The 15638-nt window shown below is 52.8% G+C and carries 12 protein-coding genes; 2 read left to right on the plus strand and 10 right to left on the minus strand.

What is annotated here, in order from left to right; translation table 11 throughout:
* Positions 1–51: 51 nt before the first annotated feature.
* The 6 genes from ACI48J_RS15120 to ACI48J_RS15145 all read right to left on the minus strand — a co-directional run bounded on the left by ACI48J_RS15120 (position 52) and on the right by ACI48J_RS15145 (position 8534).
* Positions 52–1329, minus strand: coding sequence for a Gfo/Idh/MocA family protein (locus ACI48J_RS15120; RefSeq protein WP_405079029.1), 1278 nt, complete (start codon positions 1327–1329; stop codon positions 52–54).
* Positions 1330–1538: 209 nt separating this feature from the next.
* On the minus strand, positions 1539–3215 hold the full coding sequence (locus tag ACI48J_RS15125) for a response regulator (RefSeq protein WP_405079030.1): 1677 nt from the start codon (positions 3213–3215) through the stop codon (positions 1539–1541).
* 13 nt (positions 3216–3228) lie between these two features.
* Entirely contained in the window at positions 3229–4959 is a 1731-nt protein-coding gene (locus tag ACI48J_RS15130; protein ID WP_405079032.1) for a histidine kinase, read from the minus strand.
* Positions 4960–4995: 36 nt separating this feature from the next.
* Complete coding sequence (locus ACI48J_RS15135; protein ID WP_317953929.1) at positions 4996–5862, minus strand: carbohydrate ABC transporter permease; 867 nt, start codon at positions 5860–5862, stop codon at positions 4996–4998.
* Between the two features lie 30 nt (positions 5863–5892).
* The gene (locus ACI48J_RS15140) at positions 5893–6798 is read right to left on the minus strand and encodes an ABC transporter permease subunit (RefSeq protein WP_326056032.1); all 906 of its coding nucleotides are present in this window, start codon (positions 6796–6798) and stop codon (positions 5893–5895) included.
* Between the two features lie 110 nt (positions 6799–6908).
* The gene (locus ACI48J_RS15145) at positions 6909–8534 is read right to left on the minus strand and encodes an extracellular solute-binding protein (RefSeq protein WP_326056035.1); all 1626 of its coding nucleotides are present in this window, start codon (positions 8532–8534) and stop codon (positions 6909–6911) included.
* 318 nt (positions 8535–8852) lie between these two features.
* On the opposite strand from ACI48J_RS15145, the gene ACI48J_RS15150 reads away from it, so the two are divergent.
* Positions 8853–10598 carry a GHKL domain-containing protein gene (locus tag ACI48J_RS15150; RefSeq protein ID WP_326056037.1) on the plus strand — a complete coding sequence of 582 codons (1746 nt, stop codon included), beginning with the start codon at positions 8853–8855 and terminating at the stop codon, positions 10596–10598.
* 107 nt (positions 10599–10705) lie between these two features.
* On the opposite strand, the gene ACI48J_RS15155 is transcribed toward ACI48J_RS15150, so the two are convergent.
* Both ACI48J_RS15155 and ACI48J_RS15160 read right to left on the minus strand, forming a co-directional pair.
* Positions 10706–11125, minus strand: a complete 420-nt coding sequence (locus ACI48J_RS15155) for an HD domain-containing protein (RefSeq protein WP_405079033.1) — start codon at positions 11123–11125, stop codon at positions 10706–10708.
* Between the two features lie 173 nt (positions 11126–11298).
* The gene (locus tag ACI48J_RS15160) at positions 11299–12204 is read right to left on the minus strand and encodes a LysR substrate-binding domain-containing protein (protein WP_405079035.1); all 906 of its coding nucleotides are present in this window, start codon (positions 12202–12204) and stop codon (positions 11299–11301) included.
* Positions 12205–12320: 116 nt separating this feature from the next.
* Here ACI48J_RS15160 and ACI48J_RS15165 point away from each other — a divergent pair, with 116 nt between their 5' ends.
* A complete protein-coding gene (locus ACI48J_RS15165; protein WP_405079036.1) occupies positions 12321–13040 on the plus strand; it encodes an O-methyltransferase in 720 nt (239 codons plus the stop codon).
* 41 nt (positions 13041–13081) lie between these two features.
* Here the strand turns inward: ACI48J_RS15165 and ACI48J_RS15170 are convergent, their stop codons facing one another.
* Both ACI48J_RS15170 and ACI48J_RS15175 read right to left on the minus strand, forming a co-directional pair.
* Entirely contained in the window at positions 13082–14449 is a 1368-nt protein-coding gene (locus ACI48J_RS15170; RefSeq protein WP_405079037.1) for an ATP-binding protein, read from the minus strand.
* The gene (locus ACI48J_RS15175; RefSeq protein ID WP_405079038.1) at positions 14446–15150 is read right to left on the minus strand and encodes a response regulator transcription factor; all 705 of its coding nucleotides are present in this window, start codon (positions 15148–15150) and stop codon (positions 14446–14448) included. The genes ACI48J_RS15170 and ACI48J_RS15175 overlap by 4 nt, the downstream gene beginning before the upstream one ends.
* Between the last annotated feature and the right edge of the window lie 488 nt (positions 15151–15638).

Consider the following 15638-nt stretch of genomic DNA (forward strand, 5'->3'; position numbering starts at 1 on the left):
CATCCGGTTTTTTCAACTTTGCGCTTTGGGCAATTACCGCCGCTGCAGGCTCTACACGATTCCGGCCATGGAAGCCCGCTGAAAATCGGCCAGGCTCACGCTCTTGCCGCCGTTCAGCCGCGATTCTTCCGCGCCGAACGCCATCAGGTGGCTCTGCAGCGAAGCGGCGGCCGACGTCCGGCTTCCGGCAGGGACCCGGCCGTATTCCCGGACGTCCTTCAGGAAGGAGGCGACCATGCGCTCGTCTCCTCCTCCATGCCCGTCGCCGGCGATATTGCAGCGGACCTCGACCGCTTCTCCGGTAGCGAATCGGTGAAGGGTGTACGAGCCCGTGTCCATATCGCCCAGGATTTCGCCGCGGGTCCCCATGATCTGGACACGTCTTCCGCCTCCCTGGGTAAAGCCGGACATCGTGAAAGCCGCAGTCGCTCCACCGGCAAATTCCAGGTTCACGACCTGGTGATCCACGACGTCGTTGTCGCAGCGGTACACGCAGCGTCCGAACGGTCCTTCCTTCAACGCCTTCACGATGCCTTCCTGGGACAGGTCGTGTGTCATGTAACGCGCCCACGGATGATCCGGCGGCTGAATGTAGAGCTTAAGCGCGGAGAACGGGCATTCTTTTTCGACCTCGCAGCCTTCGATGCATCTCTCGGTCGATCCCGCGGGGGCGTTCTCCTTCTTGAAATGTAACAAGGAGCCGAATGAACTGACGCTCTTGCACTCTCCGCCCATGAGCCACGAAATAATGTCCAGATCGTGGCACGATTTGGCCAAAATCATGGGGCTGGTTTCTTCCGCACGGCGCCAGTTGCCCCGCACATAGCTGTGGGTCATATGGGCGTAGCCCACATTTTCGGTCAGCTGGACGGACGCGATATCACCGAGTTCTCCGGCATCCAGGTGCTGTTTGATCCCCGCCCAGAACAGGGAGTATCTCAGAACGTGGCTGACGACGAGAAGCCGGTCATGGGCTTCTGCCGCCTCTACCAGCTGCACGCACTCTTCCAGCTTAGGCGACATCGGCTTTTCCAGCAGTACGTGATAACCGAGCTCCAGCGCCTTCATAGCCGGCACGAAATGCATCCGGTCCAGCGTGCTGATAATCATGATGTCGGCGATTTTTCCCCGCTCGAATGCTTGCTCCCATGACGAATACACATAGTCGGGCTTGATTCCGTGTATCCGCGAGATGAGTTTCCGTCTGCCTTCATCGGGCTCCGCTACGGAAATAATGTTGAGCTCGTGGGGGTATTTCTCCGCGTACGGTCCGTAAATGTAACGTCCCCTGCTTCCTGCACCGAGCAGTACCGCTGTTAATGCTGCCACTTTTATTCCTCCTCTTGCTTCGGCTTATGTTCCGATTGTACAAGAGAGAGACTGCGGCCTAAAGAGATCGTTCGTTACTTTCGTATACATCTGTTGACGTGCGCTCCTTCGTCTTCGTAAGCCCGTAAAATTCATCCGGCGCAAGAAGCGTCAGCCGGAATTTATCCGTCTTTCATGCCCTCTATCCGCGGTTACCGCTTTGCTTTCTATCAGCCGCTGTCGCCGCTTGCCCGCCGGCTCCGGTATTCCTGCGGAGTCGATTCGTTCTGCTTTTTGAAAAAACGGATAAAAGCCAGAGCCGAATTGTAACCCAGCATAGAGGCGATTTCCCCTACCCTCATCGGACTGCCGAGCAGCAGCTCCTTGGCCATCAAATTCCGGTAATCGTTAATGTAATCGGATAATCCGATGCCTGTCATTTGTTTATAAAGACGGGACAGGTAAGAGGGATTAAGGCCGACGTGGTCGGCAATGGCATTCAGCGAGATATCTTTCGCGAGATTGGCTGCTATGTAAGTATGAACCCGCTGGACAAGCTCGTCCGGAAAATGAGCCGCCTGCTCGCCGTTCCAATCGAATATGAGCTCCGCCGTCTGCAAAAAATACGCTTTGAGCGCGGCCACGGTCGTATCCGTTTCACAGTGGAACAATGTCGACAAATCGTGGCTGCTGTTCAGGTACGCCCTCAGTTCGTCATTTTTGTTCACATACGCCAAAAAAACGGCGGAAAGCGAATGATACACTTCTCTTTTCCGTTCGAACGGCCATTCGTCGCTTTCCCATAGATCGCTGATCTCCTTGTATACGTTAAAAAATTCGCAGCGGTGGCCGTTCTCCAGGCACTTTCCGAGCAGCTGCACGCGGGCGGCCGTAAAAAACTCGCTCCGCTTCTGCGCTTGGCCGGTTTCCCCGTGATTGTCCGACGCGGGTTCCGTTAAAATGATTTCATTTCCGAGGCCCGCTCCGAACAAGAAGTTATATTTCAGCTCATGGAATTTGTCGGAAATATCGTCCCAGGGAGCCGGATTTTTGCCCAGCACAAAAGAAACCGGCAGCTTCAGCAGATTTTTGCAGGCCCGCTGGATCGTTTCAAGAGCATTTCCCACGAAACGCCGCGTCCTGTCCCAGCTGTCCCCGGAAACCTCCGTGTCGGGACACGAAGATTCCGCCGGCTGAATAAACCAGGCGACTTTCACCTGGTCGTACACATAGGTGTACACGCGTGCACCCGGCGACAAAATCTCTTCCGCGATATTTTGTACGGCGTACACGAAGAGCGCTTTATCCGGCGGCGTCAGCATTTCTCGCCACACGTCCACTCTTCCCAGAAGCAGCAAAACCGGCTCTTCCCCTTGAAGCGGAATGCCGATCTCCCGGAAATGCCGGTCAAGCTGCTCCCCGGCCGGCCTTTTTCCCTGAAGCAGACTGCTCACATATTCTTTTTGGAGAGAAGGGAGCGCCCTCTTCATGCTTTCCTCCGCGCGTTCAATCATCTCTTCACGCGCTTTTTCTTCATCGAGCTTGCCGATCGCCCGGGTTACGGCGGCAATGATTTTCTCGTCGCTTTCAATTTTCAGCAGATAATCGAAGCCTCCGTATTTAACCGCACTCTGCACATATTGAAAATCGTTATAGCCGGTCAGAAAGATCACTTTGCACGAAGGCCAATTCGTTTTAATTTCCCGGAGCAGACCGATGCCCTCCAGCCCGGGCATTTTAATATCCGAAATGACAAGGTCGATCCGCTTGTTCCGCAATACTTCCAGCGCCTCTTCTCCGGAATAAGCGGTATGTATTTCCAGGGTAAGCTGCGGAGTTTCTTCAAAAAGTTCCTTCAGACCCTCCACGATAATCGGGATATCGTCTACAATCAGCAATCGGTACATTCGGTCTCCTCCTCTAGCTGTTTCCGATGTGAATGCCTGCTTTCAGGCCGCCCAGCTCCGATCTGTCCACCGTGATCCCGTAGCCCTGCCCGTAGTGTAGCTGGATTCTCCGGTGAACGTTTACGAGACCGGTCGTCTCTTCAAGCTCGTGATTTCCGTCCGCAAGACGTCTGCGGAGTTTGCCGAGTTCTTCGTCCGTCAAGGTCGTACCGTTGTCTTCCACGTAGATGGTAATGCCTTTGGCGTCCCTTCTGCTCCAGATCCGGAGTAACCCCGCGCCGGGCGTGCTTCCGAGCGCGTGTTTGTAAGCGTTCTCTATAATCGGCTGCAGGATAAGCCGGGGGACGCGCGTGTCGAACTCCTCAACCTCGAACACCGCTTCAATGCGGTCTCCGTAGCACACTTTTTGCATATCCACGTAGGTGCGCGAATGGTTGATTTCAAGCGAAAGCGGAATTTCATCCTCGTCGTTGCGGGTAATAAAATGAAAATAATCCCCGATGTACAGGCAGAACTGGTACGCTTTCTCCTTATGCTCCGATTTAATCAGGCGGCACAGGACGAAGAAGCAGTTATACAAGAAGTGGGGATTAATCTGGGACTGCAGCCGTTTCAGCTCCGAACGCTGACTGCGGATTTGCTGCTCGTAATTTTGCTCGATCAGCTCCCGCAGCGAATGGATCGTCTGATTGAACGCATGGTACAAATACCCGAATTCGTCGTTGCCCCGGTCGACCGGAATGAGCTCCAGCCGGTTTTGCTGGACGCGTCTGAACGACTGCACCAGCTTTAACAGCGGCCGGTAAATCAGCCGGAACAGGAAGAACGAGAAGAACAGGACCACCGCAACCGCCAGAACGCACGCCCACCTGAACCATACGCGATAAGTCTGGATGGGGCCGAGCAGCGTTTTTTCGGGAATGCAGCTGACCGAATACGAGTTCCATAGGGCCGAGTAGTTGTAGACCGCCAAATACCGGTCGCTGCCTACGGTAATCGTCTCGTAGCCCTGCTTGTTCCCTTCCGCGCTCTTCTCCCCGATAAAAGCTTTCGCCGCCGTCAGCAGCTGCGGGTCATTCCCGCTCTGAAAATCCCACCCTCGATCCGTGTTGATCAGCAGGGTTTCTCCGCCGAAGGAGCCGCTGATCTGCGCCAGCGACTGCCTGATCTTTGCCGTCGACAGCTCGACACCGACGACGTACAACGGCTCCCGGGTCGAATTCGACGGCACCTGCATGCTTAGGAACAACCGGTCGTTCCAGAAAATAAACGGCTCGTCGGCCCGCTTATTCCGCAGCTGGAGTGCTTCATATTCCTCCCAATCCACGAAGGTATCGTACTTGACGCTGAGCAGCGTCCGCTTGATCAGCGGCACATAGGCTTTCACTTCCTGAATAAACGCGCTGGAATCCTTGGTCAGATTCAGGCGCTTCTGAATACCGAGTATTTTCACGGAACGGTCGTAATCCGACAGTTCATTGCCCATGGCGGCGATTTCCTGCAAATCGCTGTCCGTGACGTAATTCGGCAGAAATCGGTTGATCCGGTCCGCTTCCTTGTCCAGCGAATCCAGATAATACCGGGTCGTATTCAAGATGGACTGGGACCTTTCCTGGCGGATGCTCTCCGACCCCTTTTCGTTAATCAGCCAGGTAATGGCCATGATCGGAAGCAGGGCGGCCATAAATACCGCCATAATTTTTTTGAATATGGAGGAGTCCTGCAGGCTGAGATTGAGTTTCATGAATACCGCTCCCCTTACGCTTGGATGCCCGTCCCGTTATTCTTTGACACTCCCCATCACAATTCCTTTAATGAAAAAACGCTGAAGGAACGGATATACCAGAAGAACGGGGAAGGCGGCGACGAAAATCTGGGCGGCTTTGCTGGTGCGGTCCGACAGTTTAACCAGCAGTTCGGCGTCCTGCGCTTTGATAAACCGGAAATCCATGTTGATGATAATCGTTTGCAGGAAGGTCTGCAGCGGATATTTATCGGGATGGTTCATGAGAATCATACCGTCAAACCAGCTGTTCCAGTGACCGACCACCGTGAATAAGCCCGTCGTCGCCAGTGCGGGAAGAGAAAGCGGAGCATAAATCTTCCACAAGGTAGCAAAATGGCCGGCGCCGTCGATCCGGGCCGATTCCTCGAGTTCCTTCGGCAGACTCCGGTAAAAGTTCAGCAGGAGAATCACATTAAATACGGGCAGCGCACCCGGAAGAACCAGCGCCCAGACCGTATCGATCAGGCCGAGCGTTTTGATCGTCATGTACCACGGAATAAGCCCTCCGCTGAACAAGATCGTAAAAACGAAGACCCAGACGTAAAAGGTGCGCATGCGGAACACGCGGGGGTCCTTCGACAACGGATACGCCGTGAGGATCGTCAGAAACATGCTGATCGCCGTACCCAGCACGACCCGCTGAACCGATATCCAGAACGCCCGCAAGTATTCCGGCTTGCCGAACACGTTATCGTAGGCGGCCGTCGTAAAGTCGACGGGCCACAGCAGTACCTTCCCTGCGGATGCCGCCGCTCCCGAACTGAGCGAGATGGCCAGGATGTGAATAATGGGCATGAGGCACGCGAAAGAAATCAGGGCCAGGAACACGACGTTGCCGATCAGAAACAGTCTCCTGCCCATGGTCAAGTTGTGGCGCAAGGCAATCCCTCCTCAGAAGATCCGGTAATTGGCGAAACGGTAAGCAAGCAGGTACGATACCGAAATCAGAACGAAAGAAACGATCGACTTCAGAAGTCCGACCGCCGTAGCGAAACCGAACTGCGACTGCTGCACCCCCATGCGGAAGACGAACGTGTCGATAATGTCCGCGCTTTCATAAACTTGAGGGCTGTACAGATTGAAAATCTGGTCGAACCCGGCGTTTAGCACGTTGCCGATGTTCAGCGTAAGCATGAGCACGATAATCGGCATCATTCCCGGAAGCGTGATGTAGAGCGTCTGCTTCCACCGGCCCGCTCCATCCATCTCCGCAGCCTCATACAGCGACGGATTGATGCCGGTAAGGGCGGCCAGGTACACGATGGTGCCGAAACCGAACTCCTTCCATACGTCCGACACGACCATCACATAAGGAAACCAGGCATTATCCCCGAGAAAAAAAACGGGCTGCATCCCGAAGACGCCGAGTATCTGGTTGACGATCCCCGACGACGGCGACAGCACGTCGACCAGAATGCCGCTCAGCAGCACCCAGGACATAAAATGCGGCAGATAGACGAGCGTCTGAAACGTCCGTTTGATCCACTGCCTGCTCAGTTCATTGAGAAGAATCGCGATCGTGATGGGCACGATTAAACCCGCCGCTATTTTCATCGTCGCTATAAACAGGGTGTTGAAAAAAATTTGTCCGATATCCGGGTATTCCATCAGGAAACGGAAATTTTTCAATCCCACGAAAGGTGAACCGAACAGCCCTTTGGACGGGATAAATTTCTGAAAAGCCATCATAATCCCCGCCATCGGGATATAACTGAATATAATCACGATAATCAGACCCGGCACTACCATCAGATGAAGAGGCCACTCCCGCCTCCAAGTCCGAAACCTCGTATGCATACCCTCACCTGCCTTATCAGCTTCATGTAGATAGAAAAAGAGGGATCGCATCCTTTCCGATCCCCCTTGAAGGATTTTGACTGAACTCGCCCGTACGGGCGGCAGCCGCCCTATTTGTTCTTGTTGTACCAGTCGTTGACTTCTTTCGTGATCTCGTTGCCGCCCATGCTTTTCCAATCCGCAACGAATTTGTCGAATTCATCGACCGGCACCTGATTCATGATGATTTTGACGAACACTTCATCCCGTTTTTTGTTCAAAATCGCTCCTTTTTCCACCATGGTCGGTGTCGGCGCTCCGTAAAACTTGTTCTGTTCGAACTGGTTGTTCTTCTTCATTTCCGGATACAGCGAGACGGCTCCATGGGGTCCCGAAATCAAGTACTCCCACCAGAGGCTCGTATCTCCGTTGACGTATTTCATGGCGCGTCCGTAGCGGGTCTTCTGATCTTTCGTTTGGAGCTTGCTTTCGTCTTTGTTCGCGATCGCATCGGGAAGCACTTCCCCGTTATTGTTCGTCTGGTTATTGACGAAAATCGGGTTCAGCAGCCAGTAGTTGCTCGATTTTTCCACTTTGTCTTTGCCGAATTCGTACACCTTGCTCTCTTCGCTCTGGCTGTTGTTCACGACGATCCAGTGGTTCAGCAGCTTGATGACCGCCTCCGGATGTTTCGCTTTCTTGGACACGACGTAGTACTTATCCACGCCCAGCCCGATCTGGGACTTGGCGGGTTTGCCGTCCGAGGAAGGAAGCGGGAACACGCCCCACTCCTGCACGACTTTGCCGTCCTTGACCGCTCCGCTCGCCAGTTGGGCCGGCATCCATTCCGCCCCGTAGACCATGCCGATGCTGTCGTTATACAGCATTTCGGAAGCTTTAGTCGCATCCTTGACCGCAAACTCCGGATCGATCAGGCCTTTCTTGTACAGATCTTGAAGACCTCGCAGCGCGTCTTTCATCTGCGGCTGAACATCCCCGAACTGGAGCTTGCCGGTTCCGTCATCCAGCCACTGGTTCGTGTAGGCGTGATATCCGTTCAGGAAACCCGTGACACCCAGGGCGCCGTCAAACAGATTTTTGTTGAAGGCCAGGCCGTAAGCTTTACCGGTTCCTCCGGGGTCCTTCGTTTTAAAAGCCTCCGCGATTTTGGCAACGTCCTCCATCGTTTTCGGCTCGGGCAGGTTCAATTTCTTCAGCCAGTCCGTCCGTACCCACAAGAATTGGGCGTAATAAGGATTGGATGTCGAAGGAATGGCCATCAGCTTGCCGTCGAACGTGGCCGACTTCATCTGGAGGCCGCCGTCCATGGTCATCATTTTCTTCGTGTTTTCGGTGGCGACCTTGTCGTATACGGGTGTCAGATCCAGGATCATGTCCGCTTCGATAAGCTGCTGAAGCTGAGCGGCATCGACGGGAAAGAAATCGGGAATCTCGTTGGATGCGATGGACATTTTCAGCTTTTCCGCGAACTGGCTTCCGTCCGCCACCCATTTGTTGATGATTTTAACCCCGGTTTCTTTCTCGTACGCCGCGTAAACGGCATTGTTGTCAAAGGTTTCGCCCGGATCGAATTTCAGATACGGATCGCTTGCCCGGACTGTGGATACCTCCATAACTCCGCCCGTTTCCGGCGTTTTCGCCTCTTCGGGCGCCGTGCCGCTGCATGCTGTAACCGTTAACATCGCGGCGATGACGGCGGCCGGCAGCAGCCCTTTATGTCTGTTTTTTCTGCTCAATGCAATCCCTCCTGGGTATTGTTCCTGTACGGGCCGCTATGACCGGCCTCTCGTTCCTTGCGTAGCTTAAGTATAAGAAACGGGGTGCCGTGCTTCCATATACTCCTATTTACATTCGTATACACCTCTTGACTGACCTTTGTTCAATAAAGCGCCGGGTACGCCGGGCCATGCCGCATTAAGCCTCGGATCTCCGCTTCTTAACGGCTTTGCTCCCCGTTCCTATCTTGTGTGAACTCACCCAGTTTTTGATATTGTAGAACGGGGTCGAATAACTTAGAATGATGAAGGAACTATACGTTCGAAGGGAACTAGAAAATGTCTATAAAACGATTATCCGCCCTGTTTTTAGCTGTTATTCTGGCCATTTTGCTCATCAATGACAGCGTCTTTTATTATTCCACGAAGAAATCCCTAACGGCGAACATGGAAACGGAGCTGTTTTCTCTTTCCCAGCAAATCCAGTTAAGCATTGACCACGTGGAGTATTCGTCTCAAACCCGGGATAAACTCTTGTCCGATTCGTTAAGGCAAGTGGCCCTCGGCGTTAAAGCCTCTCTGCCTTCCCGTTACCGGGATATCGACAACGGCATGCTGGCGGAGCTCAGAGTCAAATATAACGTAAGCAATCTCACCTTGTTCGCCCAAGTCGGGGATGAGATCGTCAGCGTCCGTTCCTCGGACCCCAAGGAAATCAATCTGAATGCGAAGTATTGGGGCAATTACCGGATCGCGCTCGAACAGCTGTTCAGACTGGAAACGGTTACCGTATCCGAAGGCACCACGCTTCCGAGCTTCTGGGCGGGTAAAATATCGGGTTCCGCCTCCAATCCCGATTCAAAAAGAAACAAATTCGGCTTCTATTACGACGGAACGACCGACTATATCATTAATCCGACGATGAACAGCTCTCTCATCGAGCAGTTCGACCAGAACGACGGCTCGGAGTTTATCGTTGCGGAAACGTTAAAGAACAACAAAAGCCTGCTCGAAATTACCGGATTCAATCCGCGCACCTTCTCCAAGCCCGATGACGATCCCAGCTTTTATACCGTAACAAACGGGTCCAAAAACATCCGGTACTCCGAACGCAAAATTTTGTTCGGCCAGTACAACAACAGGTCGCCGGAGGACGTCTCCCTGATCGAGCAGGCCGTTAAACTCGATAAGCCGATTTTTTTCCCTACGAAAATCAACGGCAAAAACGTGCTGAAAATTTTTTATCCGGTTAAAAGCGAACGCGTTCAGTTCCCTTACGTAATCGGCCTGGTCAACGACATGGAGTATATTCACAACTCCTTGAACAAACAGCTGCTGAATTTCTTCCTCGTCATCGTTTCGGTTTCCATTGCCAGCCTGATTATGGTCTATTTCATTTACAAAGGGGTTAACCGGACGAAAGACGCCGTCGCCCAAACGATTCAAGAAAATTATACGGATGAAATGAACAGTCTGATGGTCGCCATTAAAGGTCAGAATCACGATTTCACCAACCATCTGACCACTATCAGTTGTATGGTCCAGTTGAAAAAGTTCGACGAGACCAAGAAATATATCCACGAGCTTGTGGAAGAAACCAGACTCGTCAACAGCATCGTTCATGTCGGGCATCCGGCCCTCGCTTCCCTGATCAGCTCCAAGATTACGCAGTCGCAATTAAGAAAAATCAACTTCACTTACGAGCTGGACTTGGCGGACGATCTCACGAGCATTTCCGGACTGAAATCCGTCGATCTCGTAAAAATTTTAGGTAATTTGATCGACAACGCTTTCGACGAAGTGAGCGGAATGGATGTGGAGCAAAGAAACGTGCATCTTCTCGGCTATACGGAAGAGAACCGGCTGATCTTCAAGCTGTCCAACCATATCAGCAAGAGCTTGTCCGAGAAGGATCTGCAGGCCATGTTCACAAGCGGATACTCCACGAAAAAAGACGGCGTCCACAAAGGCCTCGGTTTGGCCATCGTAAATCAGCTTGTTCAGCGGTACAAAGGAACGGTCTCCGCTGAAATTTCCGGATCGAACACGATCCAATTCACCGTGATTCTGCCGATTTATTCCTAATCCGGAAGAACGGAAAATATGGATGGGACGGTCGTGGCCCGTGTCGCAAGCTCCGCCGTTCCGCCCAAAAAAACTCGGCCTGCTTTCTGCAGGCCGAGTTTTTTCCCTTATCGGTTCAATTCGTGAAGGGCGGCTTCGTACTTGCGCATTCTTTCGCGGTCTTTGGAGGTCGGTTCCTTGATGCGGGTCATGTCCATGTTATCGTGAACATCGGCGAGTTTGACCTCCCGGGCAAGTGGATTTTTCTTCGCCCTCCGGACGAAGTCCAGGTAATCTTCGCCCGGCTCCCGGCTCAAAGCGGTCACCGCTTCAACGATGTCCGGCGAGAATCCTTCCCGCCGTAAATCTTCGGCGCTTATCTCCGAATCCTCCAGAACGTCATGGAGGACAGCCACGATGCGCGCATCCGGTGTCCGGACGCTCTGCATAACCCGGAGCGGGTGCAGAATGTACGGCTGACCGGCTTTGTCGGTTTGTCCGGAATGGGCCCGGGCGGCTACAATAATCGCTTTTTCCAAGGTGCTCATTTTTTCGCCTCCTCCCTGAACCTGTGCTGTAACCCAAATTATACCACGCTAGTCTCTTAATCACACGGCAACCGCACGGCTCTAAAAACGGATCCGGCCGATCCGCTCTAAAGTCGGCAAAAAATTAAAAACGGAGTGCGGAGCCTGAGCTCGAACACTCCGTTTCGTTTGTTTCAAGGCAGGGCTTGCCCCGCTCCTACGCTGGCTTTAATCATTTGAATAAACCGCTCCGCCGGAGGCGACAGAACCTCATCCGTACGCGTACATACCGCGATGATATTTTTTAGCCGGATGTCCTCCACATATACCCGGGCCAATTCCCCGCGCTGCACATGATCCCGGACGACCAGCGAGGAAATAAAGTTCGTCCCGTACCCGGCCATCACCGCGCTGATCGTCTCATTCAGGCCGTTAAACTGCAGGGCGATCTGGGGCGGACTCACGTTATGCACCCTGCATAAGGAAAAAAGCCACTCCCGCGTCGAGCTTCCCTCTTCCCTCATAATGAACGGCTCTTTCACCATCTCGGCCAGTGTGATGTGCTCATTGGCATATTTGTGACGGGCGGGCACTACGAACCACAGCTCGTCCTCGAAAAGCTCCTCCCAATGGATGCCGGGCCGCCTTTCGCCCGCTCCGCCGTAAACGGCAATTTCGGCTTCGTAATTGAGCAGGCTGTCGAAAGCGCCCCGGGAATTGGTCGTGGTGATGACGAAATCCACTTCTTCATGGTCCCGTTTGAACTTGGCGACCCAGGCCGGAAGCAGGAAATTCGCCGGCAGATAGGTGGATACGAGACGGATCGCACCGTTTCTTCCCGACGTATACCCGTCGATAAAAGCTTCCATTTCCTCTTCCAGGGCAAACAGCTTTCTTGCATAGTCCAGCAGCTTACGTCCGGCATCGGTTAAGGAAATTCCTCTTCCCCGGGCGGTGAAAAGCCGCATCCCGATTTCCTTTTCGAACCGTTTGATCTGGGAAGTGACAGCAGGCTGGGAAACCCGAAGCACCTCGGCCGCTCCCGTTATGCTCCCCGCTTTGGCCGTTTCGTAAAAAATCCGCAGAGCGTGAAGATTCATTTGCACGCACCTTTTCTTAACTAAAATTTATGAATTAATAATAATTATATATTTTATTTATGGATTGATCCAGCATACAGTAGAGGTAGATTCCCATACGAAAGGAGTTTACCCTTATGACGCTTTCAAATGAATCCCCCGAAGTCCGTAACGAACCCGCCCGGACGGACCTGTCCGGCAAATGGTCGCATGTGGATGCCTGCCTGAACGAATGGCTCGTCCCCGCCGATCCCGTTATGACGGCAGTTCTCGCAAACAACGCCAGCGCCGACCTTCCACCCATTGACGTGGCGCCCAACCAAGGGAAACTGCTCCATCTCCTCGCCAAAATCCAAGGAGCCCGCTCCATCCTGGAAATCGGCACGCTTGGCGGGTACAGCACGATCTGGCTCGCTCGCGCACTGCCCGAAGACGGCAAAATCGTCACGCTCGAGTACGATCCTCACCACGCGGAGACGGCCCGCCACAATTTGAGCCAGGCGGGCGTAAGCCATCTCGTGGAGCTGCGGGTCGGCGAAGCGCTCGGGTCGCTGGAGCAGCTTTACGCGGAAGGAGCCGGGCCGTTCGATCTTATCTTCATCGACGCGGATAAACCGAACAACCCCGATTACTTCAAATGGGCGCTGAAGCTGTCGCGCCCGGGCAGTCTCATCATCGGGGACAACGTCATCCGCGACGGGGAAGTCGCCAATCGGCACAGCACAGACCCGCGCGTTCAAGGGGTCCGCACCTTTCTCGAGCTGATCGCGGCCGAGCCGCGGGTCACCGCGACCGCTCTGCAAACCGTCGGCAGCAAAGGTTACGACGGGTTTGTCCTCGCGCTGGTGACGGAATAAAACGAGCCCCGGCAGCCGATCCTAAACAAAATCCCCTCTTTTTAAAGAGAGGGGATAAAAACTATCACTTCGGTTCCGGCATTTACTTCACTGGCAAGATCAATGGTTCCCCCGTGATGCCGGATCATATTTTTGGCGATCGCAAGACCGAGCCCGGTGCCTCCTGTTTTCCGATGTCGGGAGGAATCCACCCGGTAAAAACGTTCGAATACGCGGGATAGTTCCTCTTGCGGGATTCCGATTCCATAATCCTTCACCCTAATCTCGACCCCATGCTTACCGGAAACCGGATCCGTCTTCTCGGATACATGCAGCTCGATCTTGTCTTTGCTGTATTTTATAGCATTGTCCAGAAGAATAAGCAGCAATTGATTGACGGTAGACGCATCCACTTCTGCTGTAATTTCCTTGGAAGAGGAAATGACCTCTATTTCCCGCCTGTGAGTCTTGCTCAGCAAGCGGGCTGTCTGTTCACAAACAGTAACAAGCTCGACGTTCTCGACCTTTAAAATACGCTCCTGCTCGCTCGACGCCAAATCTAGAAGCTGTTGGGTCATTTGCTTCATTCTGACGGCCTCAGAATGGATAGACTCCACAGCTTCTTTCCCTTTCGCTTCATCTTTCAGACCCCATCTGCGAAGCATATTGGCATATCCCTCTATTATCGTTAAAGGAGTCTTTAATTCGTGGGAAGCATCGGACACGAACTGCTGCTGGCGCACGAAGTTTTCCTCGAGCCGGTCAATCATCCGGTTAAAAGTAGCCGCCAGCGCGCCGAGTTCATCTTTGGAGCCCTCACTCAGCGGTATTCGATGGAAGGCCAAGCTTTTCTCAATTTGTTCCATCGTGCGGACCATCCCGGAAATGGGCCGCAGAATCCAGCGGGACAAATACACGCCTCCGATGAGACTCAAGCCGATTGCCCCCAGACTCGACAGTGCAAGGATGGAAATCAAAATCCGGATGTTGTCTTCCAGCGGATCCAGCTTCTCCGCCATTTCGATTGAGCCGATCGTGTCACTTCCCGAATGAATAGGGACACGAACCAGCAGAACGGCACTTTCCCCTCTGTAATACACCTCGGTTTCAGAATGTTTAATCGTCTCTGTCTTCAGAGGCAGAAGATCCGAATCGTTCTGAACGGTTTGAACCACTTTTCCTTCCTTGTCGAGAAGACGAATCATCCCTTGATCCGGCAGGTAGCTTTGCAGAAGTTCGGTACTTTTTCCCGATATTAGGTCGGCCGGGTCCGCCTTTTCCAGAAGAGTATGGACTCGGTTCATAAACAAATCTTTTTCGTTCTGAGTCGTAATGCGCAGAAAAGCAAAGTAGACGGTCACGTTCACAGCCAGCAATATACCGATCAACCATAGGGTCGTTAGAAGAACGATTTTCTTCTGGATACTCATTTGCCGCTCTCCTTGATCGAATACCCTACTCCGCGATGTGTATGAATAAGCGCTCCTTCAAACGGATAATCGATTTTTTTGCGGAGATAACGGATATACACGTCAACCACGTTCGTATCTCCCATAAAATCATACCCCCATACATGGCTGATAATCTGATCCCGTGTGAGCACCTGATTCCGGTTTTCGAGTAAAAAAACGAGCAGCTCGAATTCTTTAGGGGTCAGCTCTACAATATTCTCGCCGCGTTTAACCGTCCGTGTCAGCGGACTGACGGTTAAATCTCCAATCGCCAGAACAGGGAAGGATTCTGCCGGTTTCATGTCAGTGGCAGGAATGCGGCTGCGGATGCAGGCTCTGATCCGGGCCAGCACTTCCTCAATCTCAAACGGCTTCGTAATATAATCATTGGCGCCTTGATCGAGCCCGCTCACTTTATCCGGTGTCGCGTCGCGGGCAGTCAACAGGATAACCGGAGTTGAGGTGTCCGTCATACGGAGCCGCCGCAGCACCTCTGTTCCGCTGAGCTCAGGCAGCATAATATCGAGCAGAATAACGCTCCAGGTTCCGGACATAGCCTTGACCAAACCTTCTCGTCCTGTCGAAGCCCGCTCGACCTCATATCCCTCATAACCCAGTTCCATTTCAAGAAGCCGGGCAATTTTATCTTCATCTTCCACGATTAGAATGTTCGCGTTCATGGCCGTCCCCTCCCCTCTGCTTTCTTGTCCGAATATAGATCACCTTCGACTATAGTTCGTTTGAATCCGAACCGTTTCCTGCTCAGCACAACATCCCCCTGCTATGCAGGGGGATGTTCCTAGCGGCAGCCAGGGATTCGTCTTGTTCCACAAACTCGTCGACTGCTTCTTCACCTGTTTACTTTTTCCGAGCGGAGACAGCCCGATTTTTTTGAAAATCACAAACGTTCCTCCCGGATTCATCCGTTACCTGATCATTATAGTTCACTAAAATGAAAATTTAATGAGAAGAACAAGGATCGCTTCATGAAAAAATGCTCTTAGTCGTATACTCGCGCAGCGCGGCTGCCATGCTGTCGAAAGACAAGAAAGGTTTAACCTTCGTATGAAGCTGAACCGTAAACGCGTTGTGCTTTTATTGTGTCCGGCTAATGCCGGTTCCGCCGCACCGCTGTTTGGTTTTATATATACCGTCTTATATTTATCGA

Origin of the sequence: Paenibacillus chitinolyticus (genome assembly GCF_045038035.1) — a bacterium.
GTDB lineage: Bacteria > Bacillota > Bacilli > Paenibacillales > NBRC-103111 > Paenibacillus_F > Paenibacillus_F chitinolyticus_A.